Below are 19,683 nucleotides of genomic sequence, written 5' to 3'. Positions count from 1 at the left end.
CGTCTAAGACCTTCTCCGGCTGCGTGGCTTGCCCTTGACAGGGGCAAGCCAGCAGAGTGAATAGAAAGACTACCGGGACCAGAATGCATGCAGTATGTTTCAAGATGGCTTCTCTTTCTTTATGAGTTCACCGCGAGGTCATGCTCAGCGATAGATCTTCAACTGCAGCTGCATCGTTCTCGGGCTTGCCGCGCTGCTGATCACTCCAAACGCCCCGTTGATGTTTGTACTGAACCCGTCTGAACCCACCGGGCCAGCGGTGAAGGTCGTATTCGGCAGCCCCAGATTCACATGGTTCAGCGCGTTGAACGCCGAGGCTCGGAACTGCATCGCGAAGGACTTCGGAAGGCTGAACGTCTTGAACACAGAGAGGTTCAGGCTCCATGCACCAGGCCCTCGTGTCCGCGAATCTACGCGAGGAATCGTGCCATAAGTCCAGTTAGGAGGGTTGACGTAAGCCGCCGTATTGAACCACTCCGACTTCGAGCGGTGCGCCAGCCGGGTGCTGTAGCCCGGCCGAAAGTTCGGCCGCGTCGCGATATTTTGGTTGTTGGCGCCTGAGATGCTAAGGGGACGTCCCGTCTGCGCAATCACGATCGAGCTGAACTGCCAACCGCCGATCAAGCTGGCGCCTCGTCCATGGCTATACCAACGCCTGCCCTGGCCGAATGGCAGCTCATAGATGAGAGAGAGAGTTCCATTATGCGTCACATCCGTGGGGTCGACCCCATAGTCGGCATGTAGATCGTAAGAGTTCTGATACGCCCCGGTAAGCGTCGAGGTGCCCGTGGCCGCCTGATTGATCGGCACATAGATCGGCGGAGCCAGCAGCTTCCCATACGTGTAGGAACCCAACACCTGCAGCCCATGCTGAGCGCGCCGTTGAACGCTCAGGTAGCCATAGTTGCCAAAGTAGGAGGCATAATGCGGCTGATAGTTGGTCACCGTGGTGTAGTAGGGATAAGGCTTCAATGAGTTCGCCAACGTGATCGTGGCCGCGCCGAGTGTTCCTGGAACTTTGCCCGCGTAAGGGTTTTTGACACTCGTCAACAGCGCGTCTCCCATCGCCAGATATTGAGACGGTAGTTGGTTGATGTTGATCGAAGGAATCACAAAGTGCGTTCCGTGGTTCGCGAGATAGGCCACATCCACCACTACATGCGAAGGCAGTTCCCGCTCAAACGAAAGCGTATATTGCTGCGACATGGACGAAGGCGCATGGGGATCCTGATAGAACGCCGCCTGTCCCAGAAATGCCGACGGCCCTGCAGCCGCGCCTTGCGGCTGTGGCGGTGGCGCCGGAAAACCGTTCTTCAGCAGCAGGGCGGCACTGTTGCTATTGAGCGCCGTATACGAGGTCGTGACGGAACCGAACCCGTTGTTCGACCCAAAATAACTTTGGTTGACGTTCGAGCTATAGTAGATCGCATAGCCGCCCCGTATAACGGTTCGCCCATCCGAGGCCAAAGTGTAGGCAAATCCAATGCGCGGCCCAAAGTCCTTGTAATTTTCCTGGAAGAAATTGCGCCCATAGCCACCCGTGTTCGCATAGATCGTCTTTCCGAGAAAGCCGGAGACCGGGTCGGTTCCATTCAGGTCGAACGAACTCACTCCATTGTTCTGTTCAAACGGCTGCTCCTGATAGTCATAGCGCAACCCCACATTCACGGTCAGACGCGACATCGCGCGCCAATCGTCCTGGATGTACCCCGAGGCGCTGGCCGTGCGAAACGCTGTACCGCGCACGGCGACGTCGCTCGCGCTGTTTGTATAACCTGTCAGAAAGCTCGCGTAAGCACTCCCGGTGCCGGCCTGCGACTTAGGATTTCCCGTCAGATTGCTGGTGAAGGAGAACGTGCCTGAAGGCGCATTGTTCTGGTTGTTATCGGCCTGGTTCAGACGCAGGTCCACTCCGAGGTGGAGGGTATGGCTACCTGGAATCCAGGTGAAGTCGTCCATCAACTGCGTCTGCGTCGACGCGCGGTAACCATACGTTACATTGAATGCGGGCAGGCCATTGCTGATCTGCGGCATGGTGTCGGCCGGCACATTCGCCAACCCCAGTTGCCCCGGCCAATTCTGACCGTAGCTCGCGGCTTCGAACGGAAAGTCCGTGCGCTCCACTGCCACCCGGGTCTCATTGATTTTGTTCGCCGACAAGATCTGCGTCACGCCGATCGCCAGGTCCATATTCCGCAGATCGTCGTTGCGATCGCTCACAATCGGACTCGGCAAGATCCCCGCGTTGTTCGTCTTGTTCTCGTAATATCCAAACCGCAGGAATCCGTTCAACGCCTCCGATAGCTTGCCATCGAAACGCGCGACGCCGCGGCGCTGCGAGCTCAGCGTTCGGCTCGTGCTCGCGTAGTTGTTCGTGTGGGTGTATGCATTGGTCGGCGTATTGTTCGGCAGCGGGTAAAACAGGTTCTGAATCTTCAGCGCCACTGGATCGATCTTGCTCGCCGGAATCACATTCGGCGTCGGCTCGTTGTACTCCGCTGTGTATGTCTGACGAGTGGTCACCGTTCCTACCGTGGTCGTCGTAGTCGGATCGTAGAGCGGAATCAGATTTCCATTCGTATCCAGCAGGTCGCTGAAATCCCCTGTGCGCTCCTGCGGCGTCGGCACACTGGTGAACGCCGGCGTCGTGCCCACATAGCGATATTCTTCATAGTTCGCGAAAAAGAAGATCCGATCCTTGAACAGCGGACCGCCCAGCGAAGCTCCATATTGGTTGTAGCGCAACTCCGGCTTGCCCGTCACCTGATTGGCGAACGCATTCTGTGCATCCATTGCATCGTTGCGAAAATACTCATAGATGCTGCCGTGAAAGCTCTGCGATCCAGTCTTGGTAATCAGATTGATGATGCCGCCCGACGTAAATCCATACTGAGCCGAAACGACGCCCGACTGAATGCGGAATTCACGAATCGAATCCACTCCCGGATTGATCGCCACTTCCCCAATCTGCGTCTGCAGATTGTTCACACCATCCAGAATATTGCCGTTGGCTCCTGTAGCCCCGCCGCCTACCTTGATCGCCGTCAAGTCCGTGCCGCGGTTGTTGAATCCTTCGCTATCGGCTCCCACCGCCGAAACCACACCCGGCAGCAACGCCGCCAGAGCCAGCACATTGCCACCGTTCAGAGGAAGATTCTCGACAGCCCGGCTGTCGATCACCGCGCCCAGCGTGGCATTGGTCGTATCCATCGGCGGAATCGTAGAGTCGATGGTCACCACCATCTCCTGATTGCCCACCTTCAACGCCACATCCACTTCCACACGGCTCGCCACATTCACGATCACGTGCCGTTCCAATATGGCCGCAAAGCCGGCCGCCTTTACCTCCACGGAATACGGCCCCACCGGCAAGTCGGTCGAGATGTAGAAACCCTTCTCATCGCTATGGAACGTCGAACCGAGATTGGTTTCCTCGTTGGTGATCTTCACCTCGGCATTCGGCAGCAGAGCGCCGGAGCTGTCGCGCACGTTCCCTACGATGCTCCCCGTATCCTGTTGCGCCCACATGTCGGGAGTCAGGAATATCGTGGTGCAAATCAACGCCATTCCACATACGAGAGGAGACAAACGAAAGCGAGACCGCGTGAAGCAAACCATGCAAAACACCTCTTGTTAAGAGCTTAACTTATGATGGGCGCAAGTCTACGCAGACAGAACTGCCGCTGTCAATCGTCCATGATTTTTTTTTGCCGTCTCGCACCGCGAGACTTCGCGCGTCATGGCGACCCAGATCATGGAACGCTTGTCTTGACATTCATTCGTTTCGCGTGATTTGCTAAAAGATAAGCGCTTAACCATTTACGCCTCCACGACATCCTCCTCAGTGAGAACCTCATGCTCCCTCGAACTCGCTCTCTCGCTCATCTCATGTTGCTTTGCTTCGCTACCTTCCTTTCCTGCGACGCGCAGGCCATCGACGGCGTGCAGGCGCGCGCTGGCCTCCCGCATGTCTTCGCCAAGATCCAGCATGGAGAGCACCTTCGCATCGCCTATCTCGGCGGAAGCATCACGGCCGCGGATGGCTGGCGGCCACAGTCGCTCGCATGGCTTCGCGCCCAGTACCCGCACAGCAGTTTTGAAGAAATCGACGCCGCGGTCTCCGGCACCGGCTCTGAATTGGGCGTCTTCCGGCTTCAGAGCGACGTGCTTCGTTTCAAGCCCGACCTGATCTTCGTGGAGTTCGCCGTGAACGACGAAGATGAGTCTCCAGCCCGCATCGTCCGAGCCATGGAAGGCATTGTCCGGCAAACATGGTCGTCCCTTCCCTCCGCCGACATCTGCTTTCTGTACACCATCAACCAACGCAGTCTACCCACAATCGAAGCCGGCCACAACCCGAAGTCCGTGGAAGCCATGGAGCGTGTCGCGACCTGGTATGGCATCCCCTCCGTCAACTTAGGCCGTTCCGTTGCACAGTCCATTCTGGCCGGCAAACTTGTGCTCACAGGCCCTGCCCCCACATCGTCCGAGGCGCCCATGGTCTTCAGTGGAGACGGCACGCACCCGTACGCCGAGACCGGACATCGCATGTATCTGCATACGCTCCAGCAAGCGCTTGAGCTCATGCAGACACAGCCCGGCGACTTAGCTTCTCATTCGCTCCGCGCCCCTCTCGACTCGCGGAATCTATCGCGCGCACAGGAGACTCCGTTCGTCGAAGCACTCCACAGCAGCGCCTGGCAGCCTGTAGCTCTCGACGACCCCACCGGCCAGATGTCTCGCTCGTTGCCCCATGTCTGGGCAGGCCGTCACGCAGGAGATACCGTCGCATTCGATTTCACCGGCTCCGTATTCGGAATCTACGGTGTCAAAGGTCCGGACGCTGCCGAATTCACAGTGCAACTCGACAACGAACCCCCTCTGCATCAGACCCTCTTCGACCCCTACTCCACCGCCGGTCGTTATCGTTGCCGCGCCTGGATCTCGTCCGATCTTTCCCCTGGACATCACCATGTCCGCATCACCGTCCTCGGCCCCGTGCTAAACAAGGAAAAGATTCTGCGCCCGGGAGTCGCCGCCGCCAATCCGGAGGCTTACCGCAACGACACCTTCGCACTGTATCTCGGAGCCATTCTGACCGACGGCCCTCCTTCATCGCCAACCTCTGAACCGGGATCCAAACAATGAACGATCGCCAGCCCCCACAACGCACGCTACTCCGGGCCATCGCCGCCGGCCTCTTCTGCGCCATCCTCGTGGCGCCGCCAGTCCGCGGCCAGACAACCTCCGACCCCGACGGCACACCCCACACCGCGCCGCTCGAATCATACTCCTGGAGAAATCCGGCATCCGAAAAGATCGTCCTTGTTGGCGATTCCACGGTGCAATCCACCTCCGGCTGGGGCGACGGCTTTGCCGCGTCATTGAAGGCCAACGCCGAATGCATCAATCTCGCGAAGGGCGGCCGCAGCACCCGCACGTTTCGTGAAGAAGGCCGATGGGCGCAGGCGTTGGCGCTCCATCCCGACGTCATTCTGCTGGGCTTCGGTCATAACGATCTGCAGCTCAAGCCCGATCGCCATGTCGATCTCGCCGACTTCCGCATCAATCTTCTTCGGTTCGTGAAGGAGGCCCGTGCAGCCGGCATTCGCATCGTGCTGACGACGCCCATCGCTTATCGTCGATGGAACAAAGACGGCTCGCTCCGGCCCGTCGCGCCCCTCGTCGACGATTACGATCGAGCGACCCGCGACATCGCGAAGCAGGAGAACATCCCCTTTCTCGACATCGCCACACTCAGCGCAGCGTTCTACCAGCGCATCGGCAAGCAGGCGATGGACAGTTACTCTCTGCATAGCCACGACGCCGTCGACCCCGCGCATCTCAACCGGGAAGGCGGACAGGCCCTCGGCGCCCTGATCGCACAGCAGGCGCGAGCGGAGCTGCGCTGGCTTGCTCCCTACATCCTCCCGGCGCCTCTCTGAAGCCGCAGCCAACATCCCCAACGGAGCCACGCCACCGGGAGAGTGCGCGGCTCGTCAGCGTATACTAGGGCGTGTTGAAGCGATCGTTCGCACAAGCGCAATCTTGTATTTTCCCTAGCTCATGGCCACTATCTACGACATAGCTCGCGAAGCAAACGTCTCCATCGCCTCCGTCTCGCTGGTCTTCAATGACCCCGAAACCAAGCGGGTCGGCAAGGAGACCCGCACTCGCATCCAGCGTGTCGCCAAGGCGATGGGGTATCACCCCAACGCCGCGGCCAAAGCCCTTACCGAAGGCAAGACGCGCATCATCGGCCTCGTGATTCCCATGCGCGAGCCCATTTTCATCAACCCCTTCATCGCCGAGGTGCTTGCCGGCGTGCAGAGCTCGCTGATGGAGCATGGTTATCACCTGATGATCTACTCGCATCAGGCCGCAACCGGCCGCCTCACCTCGATGGAGCTCAATCAGAGCCGCCAGGTGGATGGCGTCATCATCGTGAACACCCGGATGTGCACCCAGGCCGACATGGAAGACACGATCCGCGATCTCAAACGGTCGAAGATCCCCTTCGTCATGGTCAACGGCTATCGGGGCAGACAAAAGCTCAACTATGTGGGCGTCGACGACGAAGAGGCGGGCTTCACCGCCGCGGACTACCTCCTTCGCAAAGGCCACAGACGCATCGCCATCATCTGCGGACAGACCGGCAGCCCGATCAGCGACAGCCTTACGACCGGCTTCGCTCGCGCTCACGCCAAGAATGGCGTGCCGTTGCAACCGGCTCTTCAGTACGACTCCAATTACGACTTTTCGCTCACACGTCAAAGACTGGAGGAATGGTTCAGCTCACGCCAGCGCCCGACAGCGATCTTTGCCGCCGACGATCATCTCCTGAACACGGTCTTCGCCTCCATCCGCAGCTTCGGACTCAACATCCCCACCGATGTCGCCGTGCTTTCACGCGGCAGCGCCGCCGTCGCCGTCTCACTTACTCCTACCGTTACGATGATCGCCATCCCCGCCATGGAGATTGGCAAACGCGCCGGCAAGCTTCTGATCGACACTCTGCAAGACTCCAGTCGCCCCGTGGAGAAGATCATCCTTCCCGGCATGATCGAGCCGGGCGAATCCGCCTAAGGGGACATCGGTTCCGGCACGCCGCGCGCTATCTCCGCCATACTGGGCCGCTCGCGAAACACGGGCCACAGCAGGGCGATTCCGAGTGGATGCAACACAGCCATCAGGCAAAACACCGGCGTGTACCCGCCATGTGTCACCAGATAACCCACCACCTCGCTGGAGAGCATTCCGCCCAGCCCACTCCCCATCGCCACCAGACCCGCAGCCTTGCCCACCTGCTCTGCCGGATACAGCTCCACCAGCGTCGCCGTCAACGCCACCAGCCACGCCATGTGAGCCAGCGCCACCACGGCCGCGATCAGCGCCGCTCCCATCGAACTTCCACACAGTGCAGCCAGCGGACTCAACGGCGCCAGAAGCGCTGCGCACAACATGGTGGAACGATATGCACGCCGAGCCGTCATGCCTCGGCGTATCCAGCGGCCCGAGATCGCACCGCCTGCCAGCGTACCCAGCCCCGCGCCGAAATACACCACCCACCCAATGCGTGACGCCGATTCGAGGGAGAGGCCCCGATCGCCGATCAGATACTTGGGAAACCAGAACAGAAAGAAGTACCATACCGGATCGGTAAGGCTCCTCGCCACGAGCAGACGCAGCGTAGACGGGTTCCGCAGCAGCGCACCTACACCATTCGCGCGCCTCTCTCCATCGCCGGCACCCGCGGTCCCGCGCGGCCATCCACGGGAGATCCAGAACCACAACGGCAGCCACAACAGGCCCACCACGCCATCCAGCAGAAAGATCGAACGCCACGGCAGATGCCGCGTTATCACCGCGATCAATGGCAAAGCCACCACGGCGCCCACCGTCGCCCCCAGGGTATACAAGCCGATCGACAAGCTCTGCCGCTCCTTGGGCGCCGCCTCGCTCACTGCCTTTGGCGCTGCCACCCAGAGTCCGGGCTCACCGAGCCCCAGGCAAAAACGCGCCACACTCAGCGCCCAGATCGACGTTGCAAACGCTGTCGCAGCCTCTGCCAGCGACCACCAGCCTACGAACAGCATCATCGCCCGCCGGGTTCCCAGCCTGTCGGAGATAAACCCCGCCAGCCCATACGCAATGGCCGAGGCCAGCAGAAACACGCTCACGATATGCGCATACCCTGCATCGCTCAGGTGCAGTTGCGCCTGCATGCGCGGCGCAACCACCGAAAGGCTCTGCCGGTCGACATAGTTGATCAACGCCACGCCAAACAGTAGCGCCACCATCTGTCGCCAACGCCGAAATCGAGTCTTGTCCTGGTCCATAGCTCTCTCGCCTAAAAGCAACGCACCGCAAAGATCGCTGGCAATGCCGGTCCGCGACCCAGTATCTGTAGCGTAAGACTCGTGGTCTCCACCGGTTCTTTCAGCTTGAGCGTCCAACGCGTCTGGTGGTTCTCCTGTACGTGCGCTACACAAACGTCGTCCGCCATCAGCGCAAAGCTCGTCACGCATCCCGGCATGATTCGTTCCGGATGCGTCATCAACACCGACTCCATCGGATGATCGAAGTCCGTATCGAAGACCAAATCAATCTGCTTCAGACGATGGGCCTTCGGCCAGCGCAACGTCAAGGTCGGCGCTTCATCCTCCCACGAAGGCATCCAGGCGTTCACCGCCTCCCATGGCCGCGTGTAGCCATTCACCACATTCTCCGCTGCAAACGCCTCAAGCGGGGGCGATATCCTTACCGCCAGATTGCGCGCCGCAGGCCGGCGCTCAGGCAGCCAGAACTCAAAGCTGTCGATACCGGAGTTCTCCGGCGGACTCTGCTTCGTGCTCTTCGCCACAGCCTTGTTCATCTTCTGCGCCAGCGTCAAGAGGCCGCTCACCTGATCGTCGCTCAGCGCGACGGCTGCTCCCAGCACCGGCCGCAGCACCACAAACGTATACGCAGGCTTCTCCAACGCAACGCCAAAGTCCAACTGCACCGTCGACTCCCCGGCACTCAGCTCCGTCGAGACGCTCGCCAGCAGACGGTCCGGTGTCGTATTGCCCTCCCTGCTCGCGCCCCACAATTCCGCCTGTAGCAAGCCGCCCAGCTCCGCCGTCACGCTCAGGTCGAAGCACGGAACCCGCCCAACAGGCAGAGGTACGAGCAATGCCAGCGGAGTCGTCATCCGCATCCACTCCCCCGATCGCCGCAGCTCCGACAACCTCAGCACACTGCTCGCCGCAATCGTCGCCTCACGCGCCAGATCGTTCCTTCCATGCTCCACCATGCCTGGAATATGCTGACCGCTGCGCAACAATCTCTGTTGCATCTCTTCCATCAGGAAAGGCTCCAACAACTCGCGCGGCATCGCTTTCTTCTCCACACACAGTGCGGCGGCCATTCCCACCGCCTGCCCATTATGCGCGCACGTCGCCATCACTCGCGTAGAACCAAAGGCAATATGCGAAGCCGACAAGAGCCGCCCGCTCAGAAACAGGTTTGGCACATTGCGGCTATACATGGTCCGGTAGGGAATCTGGTATACCCCCTTACTGTGCCACTGCGTGCAACCCGGCTCGGCGCTATACAAACCCTCGGATGGATGCAGGTCGATCGCCCACCCGCCGAAGCCCACCGCGTCCACATGCCTGCGCTGCTCGACGACATCCTGTTGCGTCAGCAACGCATCCCCAAGAAACCGCCGGCTCTCGCGCTTGCCGGGGATCATGCCCGCCCACTCCAGCGTAAGCGTCTCTGCCTCCGGAAACGTGCCGGAGTTTTTGATGTAGTTCCACACGCCGTAGACGACGCTCCACAGCTCCCACTTGATCTCTTCGGTCTCGTAGACCGTGTCTCGCGTGCCGCCATACTCCAGCCACCACAGTCTGCATCCGGAGTCACTTACGCGGAGCTCGCGATACCGGGGGATCGTCGAAATATCCGTCAGCGCGAACGATGGCGCCACATATTTCACCGGCTTCCCCGTATCGCGCGAGTAGAAATAGAGCGAATGTCCCAACAGATCGCGCGTTGCCTTATACGGAGCCAATAACTCGCCGTACTCCGAGCGAGCCTCTGCCCCCATATGAAAATCCGCCCCCGCCAGATACCCCACGACTCCATCGCCCGAGGCATCGCAGAACAGCGGCGCTCGCAACGTGTAGCGAATCTGATTCTGACTGCAGAAACCGCTCGCGCTGCGAATCGTCCCATCCGCCGACTGTTCGATCGAATCCACGGCCGTGTTCAGCAGGAGTGCAACGTTCGGCTCGCGCGCCACATACTCCAGCATCAACGTATCGAAGATCACCGCGTTCCCTTCCGGGTTCCGCCACATATTCTCTACCAGCAACTCGTCGATCACTCCACCTTCGCGCGCCCACCGGTTGTTATTTCCCATGTGCGAGGTCGCGCCCAGCACCCACAGCCGCACCTCGCTCGACGCATTGCCTCCCAACACCGGTCTGTCCTGCACCAGCACCACTCGGACGCCCTCGCGGGCAGCCGTAATGGCACAGCAGACACCGGCAAGTCCACCGCCCACCACGACGAGTTCAGCCTCCATACTCCGCCGACGAAGTTCCCTGCCCCTTGCGCTCACACTCAGCTCCATTCCCCGCGAAGTCAGCCGCTTCTTCGCGGATATGTCCAACTCGCCGCTCGGACAAGGCTTTTCAATTCCCCGCCAACGAGTATACGTTAAGCGCTATACTAAACACGAATCGATGTGACCGCCATCGCTATTTCCAGAGACCGACACAAGGAAACATCTCTTCCCATGACCTCTACGCCGAATGCCCGATCCTTCACTCTTGCCGCCGTCCTGGCCAGCACCTCGTGCGCAGCCATGGCCCAGATCGCACCCTCCATCGACCTGCAAAAAGGCGATGTTTCCTTCCTCTCCACCCTTGTCGGCACACGCTACGAGATCCGCGTGAACAAACGGCCGCTCGTCGACGCAGCCACTACCGCAGGCATCCTGCTCGGCGGCTCTCCGGTCTCTCTCCAGGCCGGTTCTTCATGCAAACAATCTCCCTGTACCTTGAGCGCCCGCACCTCGGATGGCCAATCCGCGAAACTGACGATCGCTTTCGGGCCACATACCGCGACCCTCACACTCACACCGGAACACCCCGGACTCGAAGTCCGCTTTGTCACCGCCGGCGCCACCCCCGCCTACGGCCTCGCCGACCACGCAGTCGAGCAGACGCTCTCCACTCTGCCTGACAAATCGTTCAACACCGACGTTACCGGCTTTGCCGACGACGCCTTCCAGGCAGGCCAGGGCAACTCCCGGCTTATCGGCAACTTCATCCTCTATCCCACCCGCCACTTCGCGGTTCTGCTCATCGATCCGAATCGCAAGATCGTGCATACCAGCGCAGACGAGATCGTGCAGGGCGTGGCGTCCGCCCGCTCAGCCGTCACCATGCAATACTTCTTCGGCGACATGCACCAGATCTACAAGGCCTATCTCGACGCTCGCAACGCGGCCGGCTACCGCGTCTTCATGCCCAAGTACCAGGCCTTCGGCGTCGGCTGGGAGGCGTTCGGCGCGCTTGGTTGGAACACCAACCAGAGCACCGATCTCGAGAGCATCGACCGCTATCTGCATGACGGGTATCCCCTGCGGTGGGCAGCCGTCGGCTCGGGCTTCTGGCCTGCCGAGCCTGCATCCATGCATGAAACCACCAGCTTCGGCCTATGGGACCACCATCGCTACCCCGATCCCAAAGCCTTGGTCCAGCATCTCACCCAGGAACATCTCGCGCTGCTCTTCGGTCTCCGCATCACCTTCATCACTACCGGCCCCTATTCCGCCGAAGGCGCGGCAAAGGGTTACTTCCTCAAAGATAAAAAAGGCGAGCCTGCCAGTTATGTAGGCATGTGGCCGCGTATGCCGTACTACCTGCTCGATGCTCACAATCCGGCAGCGCTCGACTGGTACATGAACCTCGTCGGCAAATGGCAGCAATACGGTGTCACCGGCTGGAAGGAAGACTTCTACGGCTACAACGGTTACGACCTCCGCGACGACAAGGTCGACCCCATCAACGATCGTCTGATGCAGCAGGGACAGATGGTGATCGAGCGCAACGGCTACCTTTCCTCCAACGGCGACCTGCATCGCATCAACGACTTCAACTACAACCAGGATCAGGATCGAGGCCCCGTCAACGCACTCGCTCTCGCCTACTCAGGCTTCCCGCTTGTCTATCCGGATATCGTTGGTGGAACCTTTACAGAGAACCGGTTCGACATCAAACGCACGCCGCAGATGGAGATCTACATGCAACGCAACGCCATGTGGGCCTCGCTCCACGCCAGCATGGGAATGGGCGAACCGCCCTGGACCTTCTCACCCGCCACCGCCGCCATTATGCTACAGGCCGCCAGGCTGCACGCCCGTATCGCGCCCTATATCTACAGCAACGCCCGCCGCTTCGCATCCGACGGCTACCCATGGCCGCTCGCGCCCCTCCCTGTCGCCTTCACCGACGACCCACAGGTGTATGCCCGCGACAACGCCGCCACGCGCGGATACGAGTGGATGATCGGCGACGCCTTGCTCGCCACGCCGCTTTACGGCAACGACTACAACACCGCGACGACGCGCGACATCTACCTGCCCGAAGGCCAATGGATGGACTTCGACACCGGCCAGCTCTACTCCGGTCACCAACTCCTCAGACACTTCGCACTCCCGCCCAATAAAACACCACTCTTTGTAGGCGGCTCAGGCGTCACGCTCGAAGACCGCGACGGAGCACTCAAGGTCTGCGTCTACCCAGTCGCTCAAAACGCAACCGCCACTTTCACCCTGCCGGACGATCCACGTCCCATTACCGTGAAGGTTCAAGGGCTTCCGGTCGGCCAGCGATGGACCTCTGCCATTGTCGCCGATAGCCGCGGCACTCAAATCAAATGGAACGTCGACGCACATTCAATCTCGTTTCCAGCTACCCCCGGAGAGACATACCAGGTCCATGCCGTCGCCAAGCCATAGAGCGCCTCGGTAAAAGGATGATTTCGCATTGCGTATTTCCGCCCCTCCCTGGTGGATAGGTGATTTTCCTGGGAGGAGTTCGAGGATCGGAGCGAAGGAGTCGGACCGCGCCTATCCGGAAAGACCAATGCAATCGCCGTTGGGTTCTGCCGTGGCATGCTACTCAGCCGGCGTGCGGGAGCGGCCGGGGATTTCGAGTTTGGGCAAAGTTTGGACAAAGTCGGCTCCGGGCTCGGAACCGACTAAGGGATAAGTTATCGATTTTATGGTGCCGGGAGGGGGGGTCGAACCCCCACGACCTTGCGGTCGGCGGATTTTGAGTCCGCTGCGTCTGCCTGTTCCGCCATCCCGGCTTTGCTAAAGGTCGATGCGATGCGTGATACCCTTTTCGCGGCCCAGTCCGAAGTATCGCATGTCCCTTCGACCGATTCAACCGGGCGCTACTGCACCTTACCCTGCGGGCGCAGTCTTCGCAGTTCGTTTGCGCAGGCGATGCCGTTCAGCGCGCGCAGCTTCAGGTTGTCGGCTGCGAGCCACAGCCAGAACCGCGTCCCCGCAGCGGTCTTTCCGGCGGCGCGCACCAGCACCATCACGTCTTCCTGCCCGGCGGCGCTCAGGTTGCTGGGCGGATCGAACTCCGACGACACCACATCCATATGATCGCCGGTCAGGGCGGCTTCGAGTTGCGCGACAGTCAAAGGCGCCGATATCTCGAGAAACACCGAAGCGACATACCCGTGGAAGACCGGCGCCTGCACAACCTGCAGTTCCAGCTCCGGTAAGAGACCGGCGGAAACCGTGTCGTAGTGCGCGCGCACGCGCTGTTCCACCTCCGCCAGCTTTACCTTTGCGTCCTCGCCCAGCGTCGGCAGAAGGTTGAACGACACCTGCGCATCGTACTGATCCTTCGGCAGATTCTGGAACGACAGCAGGTTCACCGTCTGCTGATGCAGCTCGTCCATGGCTTCGCGACCATGTTCGGATGCAGGCTCCAGCAGCGTCGCGGCCAGCGTGCGAATGCCGACTGAAGCACTCACCCGCGCCGCAGCCAGGCCAAGCATGACCGCAGCCGGATGCGCCGCCACAACCGCCTTCGTCTTCAGGTCTGGTCCGGCAGCGCCCTTATTCTTCAGCACCTCCGCCACCCACGGGGCGCGGACGAGCACATCCGTCTCCCGCTCCAGCGCATAGCTCAGATCGACCACGCTTGCGCCGGTTCGCCTTGCATTCTGCCAGTGTTTCTCTGTGTCGTCCTCTTCGCCTGCGAAGAAGACGAAGTCCATCCGGTCGAAGGAGGCCGGCTCGATCTTCTGCACAAACGCCGCCTCGTCCCCCACCGACGCGACCTGTCCGGTCACCTCTTCGTCGTCCAGCAGGATGAAGTCCGACGCCGCCAGCAGCGACTCCTGCAGCTCATCGGCCAGCTCTTTGCCCACCATCGAGGTCGCCCCGACGATTCCGATCCGGTACATTCCATTTGCCATGCCATCAACCTTTCGGATCTACCGGGCGCCCAGCCGATGATCCCGCTCCCACCGATACGCGAGCCGCGCCAGCACACCCGAAACCAGGTAGGCCAGCGCAATCGAGATCAGCATATACTCCGAAAACTTCCAAACCAGGCCGCCGACCAGCGCGAGCAGCACAAAAAGCTGGAACGGATGCTTACCGCTGAAGTCGATCTCCTTGCCGCTCCAGAAACGCCAACTGCTGACCATCAGGAAGCCTACTCCGGCGATCAAGCCAAGCCAGATCAGCGAGATACGCGGATCGTGGATCGGGCTGCCGCTATAGCAGTGAATGACGGAGGCAAGGACACCGGCGCCGGCCGGAATCGGCATGCCGACGAAGTACTTCCGCCCCGGACGACCTGGGTTGCGCGGCTGCGGATTGTGGCTGATATTGAACCGCGCCAGACGGCACGCACCACAGACCAGAAACAGGAAGCAGACGACCACGGCCAGCGCGCTTACCCGTTCCCGCAACATCGGATAGACATTCGCCGGAAGCATCCGCACGCCCCAGACATACGCCAGCACCGCCGGCGCGACGCCGAAGGTCACCACGTCGGCCAGCGAGTCCAGCTCCTTGCCGAAGTCGCTCGTCGTATTGGTCATGCGCGCGATCCGGCCGTCCAGACTGTCGAAGAGAATCGCAATCCCGATCGCCAGCGCTGCCCGGTCGAAGCACTCGTTATTGTTGTACAGCGCGCCCTGCAGGCTCTGGGTCATCGCATAGAAACCGAAGGCCATATTGCCTGCCGTGAAGGTCGACGGCAGCACGTACATGCCTCGACGTGGCCTGCGCTTCGCCGGTAGAGTCTCCGCCATCTAGGCCACCACGTCCGAACCGCCCATCAGGCCGAGCGGCAGCACCGCCAGGACGGTCGATCCACCCGACACCTTGACGCCCTTCGAGACCAGCAGCTTCGCCTCGACCGGCATCACTACGTCCACGCGCGAGCCGAACTTGATCAGTCCCATCCGCTGTCCGCGTACCACTTTTTCGCCCGCAACGAGATTGCAGACGATGCGCCTCGCCAGAAGGCCGGCGATCTGCTTGAACGCAATCTCATATCCGCCCGCGTCGATCACGATCAGGCTCTGCTCGTTCTCCGTGCCGGATTTGGGATTCATCGCGTTCAAAAACGCGCCCTTGATATATTCCACGCGCGTCACCGTGCCCGAGACCGGAACCCGGTTTACATGCACGTTGAAGACGTTCAGGAAGATGCTCATCCGCATCCGGGGTCCATCGACTGTCTCGATCAGCTCGGTGTCGGTCACGACGCCGTCGCCGGGAGAGACGATCTCACCCGCGCCGGTGGGAATCACCCGTTCCGGATCGCGAAAGAACCAGAGAAAAAACGCCGCCAGCAGCACCGGAATCAGCACCAGCAACAGGCTGTGGGTCAGCACGAACACGACCGCCGCGACCACTCCAAAACCTAAACCGTAGAAATACCCGTCTTTGACCATGTCCCGACGATTATACGTGGTGCCGGTCAACGAACCTCCAGCTTTCGAATCGGCTCGAACTCACCACAGCCAGTGGCTCTCCAGCAGCTCACGCCGCATCAGCACCGCGTCTTCCACCGGATCGCGATAGTACGCTGTCCGGCGCCCGACCTCCTCAAATCCCAGACCATGATAGAGCCGCATCGCGCCCGCGCTTCCGGCGCGCACCTCCAGATCGATCGCATCGGCTTCCTGCCTGCGGCACCAGTCCATCACGGCCCGGCAGAGCGCGGCCCCCAGCCCCATCCGACGCAGGCCGGCGTCCACCGCGACCGACTCCAGCTCCGCCTCGTCGCCGAGCGTCTTGCCGACGGCAAACCCCGCCAGATCGCCATCGAGCCACGCGACGAAGAGACAGCGCCGCAGCGGGCCAGGCTCCGCGGCGACGATCCGCAGATACTCCGCCTCCGGCCAGTGGGGCGCCTCCGGCGTCGCGCGCTCCAGCCGCAAGAGCTCCGGCAGATCCGCCTCCTCCGCAGGCCGCACCACGAATGCGGGCTTCAAGGAGCCACCGCGCTCAACTTCCGCTCCATCACCAGCTCCGCGTCGGTCCGGCGCAGGTAGTTCGCGTCGACCGACGCCACATTGGCCCACTCCCCCGTCGCGATGCGAACCTCGGCCAGCGCGAGCATACGCTCGACGCCGGGCTCATCGACCAGCATGACATCGTATTCCGCCAGCGAGTCCCGAACCCTCGACTCGCAGGTTACAAGCACCGCTCCGGCGACGAGCTTTGCGATCTCGTCGCGCCGCATCAGGCCCTCGCCCTCGCACTGCCCTGCGCGATACACGCCGAAGTAAAACTCTCCCCGCCCGGCATCGAGCAGTGCGACCGCGATACCCGCCGGCACGGCAGCAGCCACTGCCGCGAGCCGCGAGATCGCCACCAGGCCTACGCCGCCCGCCTCGCAGAGACCCTTCGCCGCGCTCAGCCCCACGCGCACGCCGGTGAACGAACCCGGCCCGGTCAGGATCGCCAGCGCGCCCAGGTCAGCGACCCGCCAACCCACCGCGCCGAAGAGCCGCGCGATCGCAGGCATCAGGGTCTCCGACGTGCCGCGCCCCGGCAGCGTCTGGGACGCGAGCGTGGAGCCATCCTCTGCCAGCGCCACAAGCCCCTCCGCACCGCACGTATTGATCACCAGCAGCCGCATCGAATCCGCCTTCCCCACGAGAGACATCATATCCGTCGCGGCCCCTCGCGCATCACACATTGAGTATGCAGACCTTCACCTCCGGTAACACCGCCATCCGTCTCCGGCAGTCCGAGCCCGCGAGCGCGACGCCGCGCCCAGCCATTCTCCTGCTCCATGGCGCGGGCGGCAACGTCGATCAATGGTTCGACCGGCTGGCGCCCCCGCTCGCGGCGGCAGGCATCGCGCTCTACGCGCCGCACTACTTCGACCGCACCGCGACCGCCTTTGCAGACACCGCCACCATCCTCGATGGCGAACACGTCCCGCTGTGGCTCGAGACCGTACGCGACACCCTCACCTATATATCCGAGCGCCCGGCCGCCGACCCCAGCCGGATCGCGCTGCTCGGCATCTCGCTTGGCGCATTCATCTCGCTCGCCCTCGGAACCGAAGCCGCGCAGCCGATCAAAGCCATCGTGGAGCTGTCCGGCGGGCTGGTCAGCCCGTGGGACGCGCGCGTTACACCGAACTTTCCGCCGACTCTCATACTGCACGGCGAGGCGGACAAGGTCGTCCCCGTCGCCGAGGCCCACAAGGTCGACCGCATTCTGACCGAACACCAAGTTCCGCACCAGACTCAGCTATTCGCCGCCGAAGACCACTGGTTCTCCACAGCCGCCCAGATACGCATCGTCACCCTGGTCTCCGACTTCCTCGCCGCATATCTTTAACCGGCGTTCGCACTTTTCCACAGCCGCGTCCTCGCTAACTAATCCATTAGTACCAACGTCCAAACCGCCAGAGGGACGATGCCGCCACGGAAATCCATCACGCTGACCGAAGCCGAGCTGAGGCTGATGAACATCCTCTGGCAACGCGGCGAATCCGCCGTTCAGGAGCTGGTGGACGCGCTGCCCGCCGGTCAGGGACTCGCCTATACCTCGGTCTTGACGACCATCCGCATCCTTGAAAAGAAAGGCTATGTGCAGCACCGGCAGGTTGGCCGCGCGTTCCTCTACCTGCCCACGGTCGCCGAGCATGAGGCTAGCCGCTCGGAGGTGCGCCATGTGCTGCAGCGTTTCTTCGGCAACTCGCGCGAACGCCTGCTCCTGACTCTGATCGGCGACGAAGAGATCACCGCCGAGGAATTGGAACGCCTGCGTCAGGCCATCGCCAAGGCGCCGGCCGACCCTGCGGAGGCTGCCGAATGAACCTCTTCAGCCATACTCTCGCCAACGCCTTCGTCGCCTCGACCTGGCAGACCGCGCTGCTGACTGTCGCGCTCGGACTCGCCCTGCGGTTGACCCCTCGCGCCAGCGCCGCCACCCGCTACGCGCTATGGACCGCCGCCCTCGCAATCTTCGCGCTTTTGCCGTTCTTGCCCGCGACGCAACACGCAACGGCGAGCGCGCACAGCCCGGCTCTGCACCTCGCGCCGTGGTGGAGCACGGCCATCGCCAGCCTCTGGATCGCTCTCTCCGCATTGCGGCTCGTCCAGTTTGCGGTCGGCGCGGCGCACCTGCGCAGGATCGCCCGCAGCGCCACACCGGTTGCGGATTGGCCCGCCTGCACCGCAGCCGGAACCGCGCGCACGGCTGTTCTTTGCACCTCCAGCGACGTCGCGCGCCCCAGCGTTCTGGGATTCTTCTCGCCGCGCATCCTTATCCCAACCTCGCTCTTCGCCCGCATCAGCCGCGACGAGCTGGACCAGATCGTCCTGCACGAGATGCAGCATCTGCGCCGCCGCGACGACTGGGTGAACCTGCTGCAGAAGCTCGGACTGGTCTTCTTCCCTTTGAATCCGGCCCTGCTTTGGGTGGAGCGGCGCCTCTGCCTCGAGCGCGAACTGGCCTGCGACGACGGCGTTCTGCGCGTCACGAACGCGCCCCGCGCTTACGCCTCCACGCTGGTCAATCTCGCCGAACAGGGACTTGTCCGGAGCCGGTTCTCACTCGCGCTCGGCGCATGGGAGCGGCGGTCCGAGCTTGCCACCCGCGTCCACGCCATTCTGCGCGCGACGACTGCCGGCGGACGCCGCCCGTCGGCCGCACTGGCGACCGGTCTATTCGCCGTCCTGATCGGCGGAGCCGGCGTTCTGTCGCGCGCGCCCCAGCTCGTCAGCTTCGCCGAGCCTGTCGCAGCGACCACCGCAGCGGTGGAACTGCCCTCGGCCGGATACCAGCCGGTGCGCTTCGACACCGCCGCCGAACCCCACGCAACCGTGCTGAAGGCTGTGATGCCGGAGCCGCTCGCAGCTAGAAAAATAACTGCGCGCATCCGCAAAAACGATTTTCAGCCTGCCGGGCACGCAGTTCACCGCATCGCCGCGAGACGGTCGATCCCGCAGCCGCGCCTGACGCTCACCTCGCTCGACCAGACGCCGGACGAGCAGCTTCCGAGCGCCCAGCCCGAGCCGCGCGTGGTCTTCACCGTCATCCAGACGACAAGTTTTCGCTCCTATGCAGCCGTGCCTACTCCGGGCGGCTGGCTGATCATCCAACTTTAGTCCCACAAA

At 61.9% G+C, this 19,683-nt stretch carries 15 protein-coding genes and 1 tRNA gene; 7 read left to right on the top strand and 9 right to left on the bottom strand.

The features are described 5' to 3' along the window. Positions 1–144: 144 nt before the first annotated feature. On the bottom strand, positions 145–3,567 hold the full coding sequence (locus tag CHB87_RS05365) for a TonB-dependent receptor (RefSeq protein WP_176441604.1): 3,423 nt from the start codon (positions 3,565–3,567) through the stop codon (positions 145–147). 321 nt (positions 3,568–3,888) lie between these two features. Between CHB87_RS05365 and CHB87_RS05360 the strand changes: the two genes are divergently transcribed. From CHB87_RS05360 to CHB87_RS05350, 3 genes are all read left to right on the top strand, one after another. Further along, entirely contained in the window at positions 3,889–5,148 is a 1,260-nt protein-coding gene (locus tag CHB87_RS05360) for an SGNH/GDSL hydrolase family protein (RefSeq protein ID WP_176441603.1), read from the top strand. After that, positions 5,145–5,945: a GDSL-type esterase/lipase family protein gene (locus tag CHB87_RS05355; RefSeq protein WP_089407310.1), complete on the top strand. Its 801-nt coding sequence runs from the start codon at positions 5,145–5,147 to the stop codon at positions 5,943–5,945. The genes CHB87_RS05360 and CHB87_RS05355 overlap by 4 nt, the downstream gene beginning before the upstream one ends. 121 nt (positions 5,946–6,066) lie before the next feature. Continuing rightward, positions 6,067–7,086, top strand: a complete 1,020-nt coding sequence (locus CHB87_RS05350) for a LacI family DNA-binding transcriptional regulator (protein ID WP_089407309.1) — start codon at positions 6,067–6,069, stop codon at positions 7,084–7,086. Here the strand turns inward: CHB87_RS05350 and CHB87_RS05345 are convergent. Further along, the gene (locus tag CHB87_RS05345; protein ID WP_089407308.1) at positions 7,083–8,339 is read right to left on the bottom strand and encodes an MFS transporter; all 1,257 of its coding nucleotides are present in this window, start codon (positions 8,337–8,339) and stop codon (positions 7,083–7,085) included. The two genes, CHB87_RS05350 and CHB87_RS05345, sit on opposite strands and share 4 nt — an antisense overlap. Before the next feature lie 11 nt (positions 8,340–8,350). Continuing rightward, complete coding sequence (locus CHB87_RS05340; RefSeq protein WP_089407530.1) at positions 8,351–10,621, bottom strand: FAD-dependent oxidoreductase; 2,271 nt, start codon at positions 10,619–10,621, stop codon at positions 8,351–8,353. Between the two features lie 165 nt (positions 10,622–10,786). Here CHB87_RS05340 and CHB87_RS05335 point away from each other — a divergent pair, with 165 nt between their 5' ends. Then, the gene (locus CHB87_RS05335) at positions 10,787–13,015 is read left to right on the top strand and encodes a TIM-barrel domain-containing protein (RefSeq protein WP_089407307.1); all 2,229 of its coding nucleotides are present in this window, start codon (positions 10,787–10,789) and stop codon (positions 13,013–13,015) included. Between the two features lie 266 nt (positions 13,016–13,281). On the opposite strand, the gene CHB87_RS05330 is transcribed toward CHB87_RS05335, so the two are convergent. The 6 genes from CHB87_RS05330 to tsaB all read right to left on the bottom strand — a co-directional run bounded on the left by CHB87_RS05330 (position 13,282) and on the right by tsaB (position 17,216). Then, positions 13,282–13,368, bottom strand: a tRNA-Leu gene (locus tag CHB87_RS05330). Positions 13,369–13,455: 87 nt separating this feature from the next. Further along, on the bottom strand, positions 13,456–14,499 hold the full coding sequence (locus tag CHB87_RS05325; RefSeq protein ID WP_089407306.1) for an Asd/ArgC dimerization domain-containing protein: 1,044 nt from the start codon (positions 14,497–14,499) through the stop codon (positions 13,456–13,458). 18 nt (positions 14,500–14,517) lie between these two features. Next, the gene (gene pssA / locus CHB87_RS05320; RefSeq protein WP_089407305.1) at positions 14,518–15,345 is read right to left on the bottom strand and encodes a CDP-diacylglycerol--serine O-phosphatidyltransferase; all 828 of its coding nucleotides are present in this window, start codon (positions 15,343–15,345) and stop codon (positions 14,518–14,520) included. After that, positions 15,346–16,023 (bottom strand): phosphatidylserine decarboxylase family protein, encoded by a 678-nt coding sequence (locus CHB87_RS05315; protein WP_245817826.1) that lies wholly within the window; start codon positions 16,021–16,023, stop codon positions 15,346–15,348. A gap of 30 nt (positions 16,024–16,053) precedes the next feature. Further along, positions 16,054–16,536 (bottom strand): GNAT family N-acetyltransferase, encoded by a 483-nt coding sequence (locus tag CHB87_RS05310; RefSeq protein ID WP_176441602.1) that lies wholly within the window; start codon positions 16,534–16,536, stop codon positions 16,054–16,056. After that, a complete protein-coding gene (gene tsaB, locus CHB87_RS05305) occupies positions 16,533–17,216 on the bottom strand; it encodes a tRNA (adenosine(37)-N6)-threonylcarbamoyltransferase complex dimerization subunit type 1 TsaB (protein ID WP_176441601.1) in 684 nt (227 codons plus the stop codon). Before tsaB ends, CHB87_RS05310 begins: the two co-directional genes overlap by 4 nt. Positions 17,217–17,251: 35 nt before the next feature. On the opposite strand from tsaB, the gene CHB87_RS05300 reads away from it, so the two are divergent. From CHB87_RS05300 to CHB87_RS05290, 3 genes are all read left to right on the top strand, one after another. Beyond that, positions 17,252–17,899: an alpha/beta hydrolase family protein gene (locus CHB87_RS05300; RefSeq protein WP_089407302.1), complete on the top strand. Its 648-nt coding sequence runs from the start codon at positions 17,252–17,254 to the stop codon at positions 17,897–17,899. A 78-nt stretch (positions 17,900–17,977) separates the two neighbouring features. Then, positions 17,978–18,379 (top strand): BlaI/MecI/CopY family transcriptional regulator, encoded by a 402-nt coding sequence (locus CHB87_RS05295; protein ID WP_089407301.1) that lies wholly within the window; start codon positions 17,978–17,980, stop codon positions 18,377–18,379. Further along, positions 18,376–19,674 (top strand): M56 family metallopeptidase, encoded by a 1,299-nt coding sequence (locus CHB87_RS05290; RefSeq protein WP_089407300.1) that lies wholly within the window; start codon positions 18,376–18,378, stop codon positions 19,672–19,674. The genes CHB87_RS05295 and CHB87_RS05290 overlap by 4 nt, the downstream gene beginning before the upstream one ends. Positions 19,675–19,683: the final 9 nt, after the last annotated feature.

Source organism: Granulicella rosea (assembly GCF_900188085.1).
GTDB lineage: Bacteria > Acidobacteriota > Terriglobia > Terriglobales > Acidobacteriaceae > Edaphobacter > Edaphobacter rosea.
Note: the sequence above shows the minus strand (reverse complement) of the source record. Positions and strands in the feature narration are given on the sequence as shown.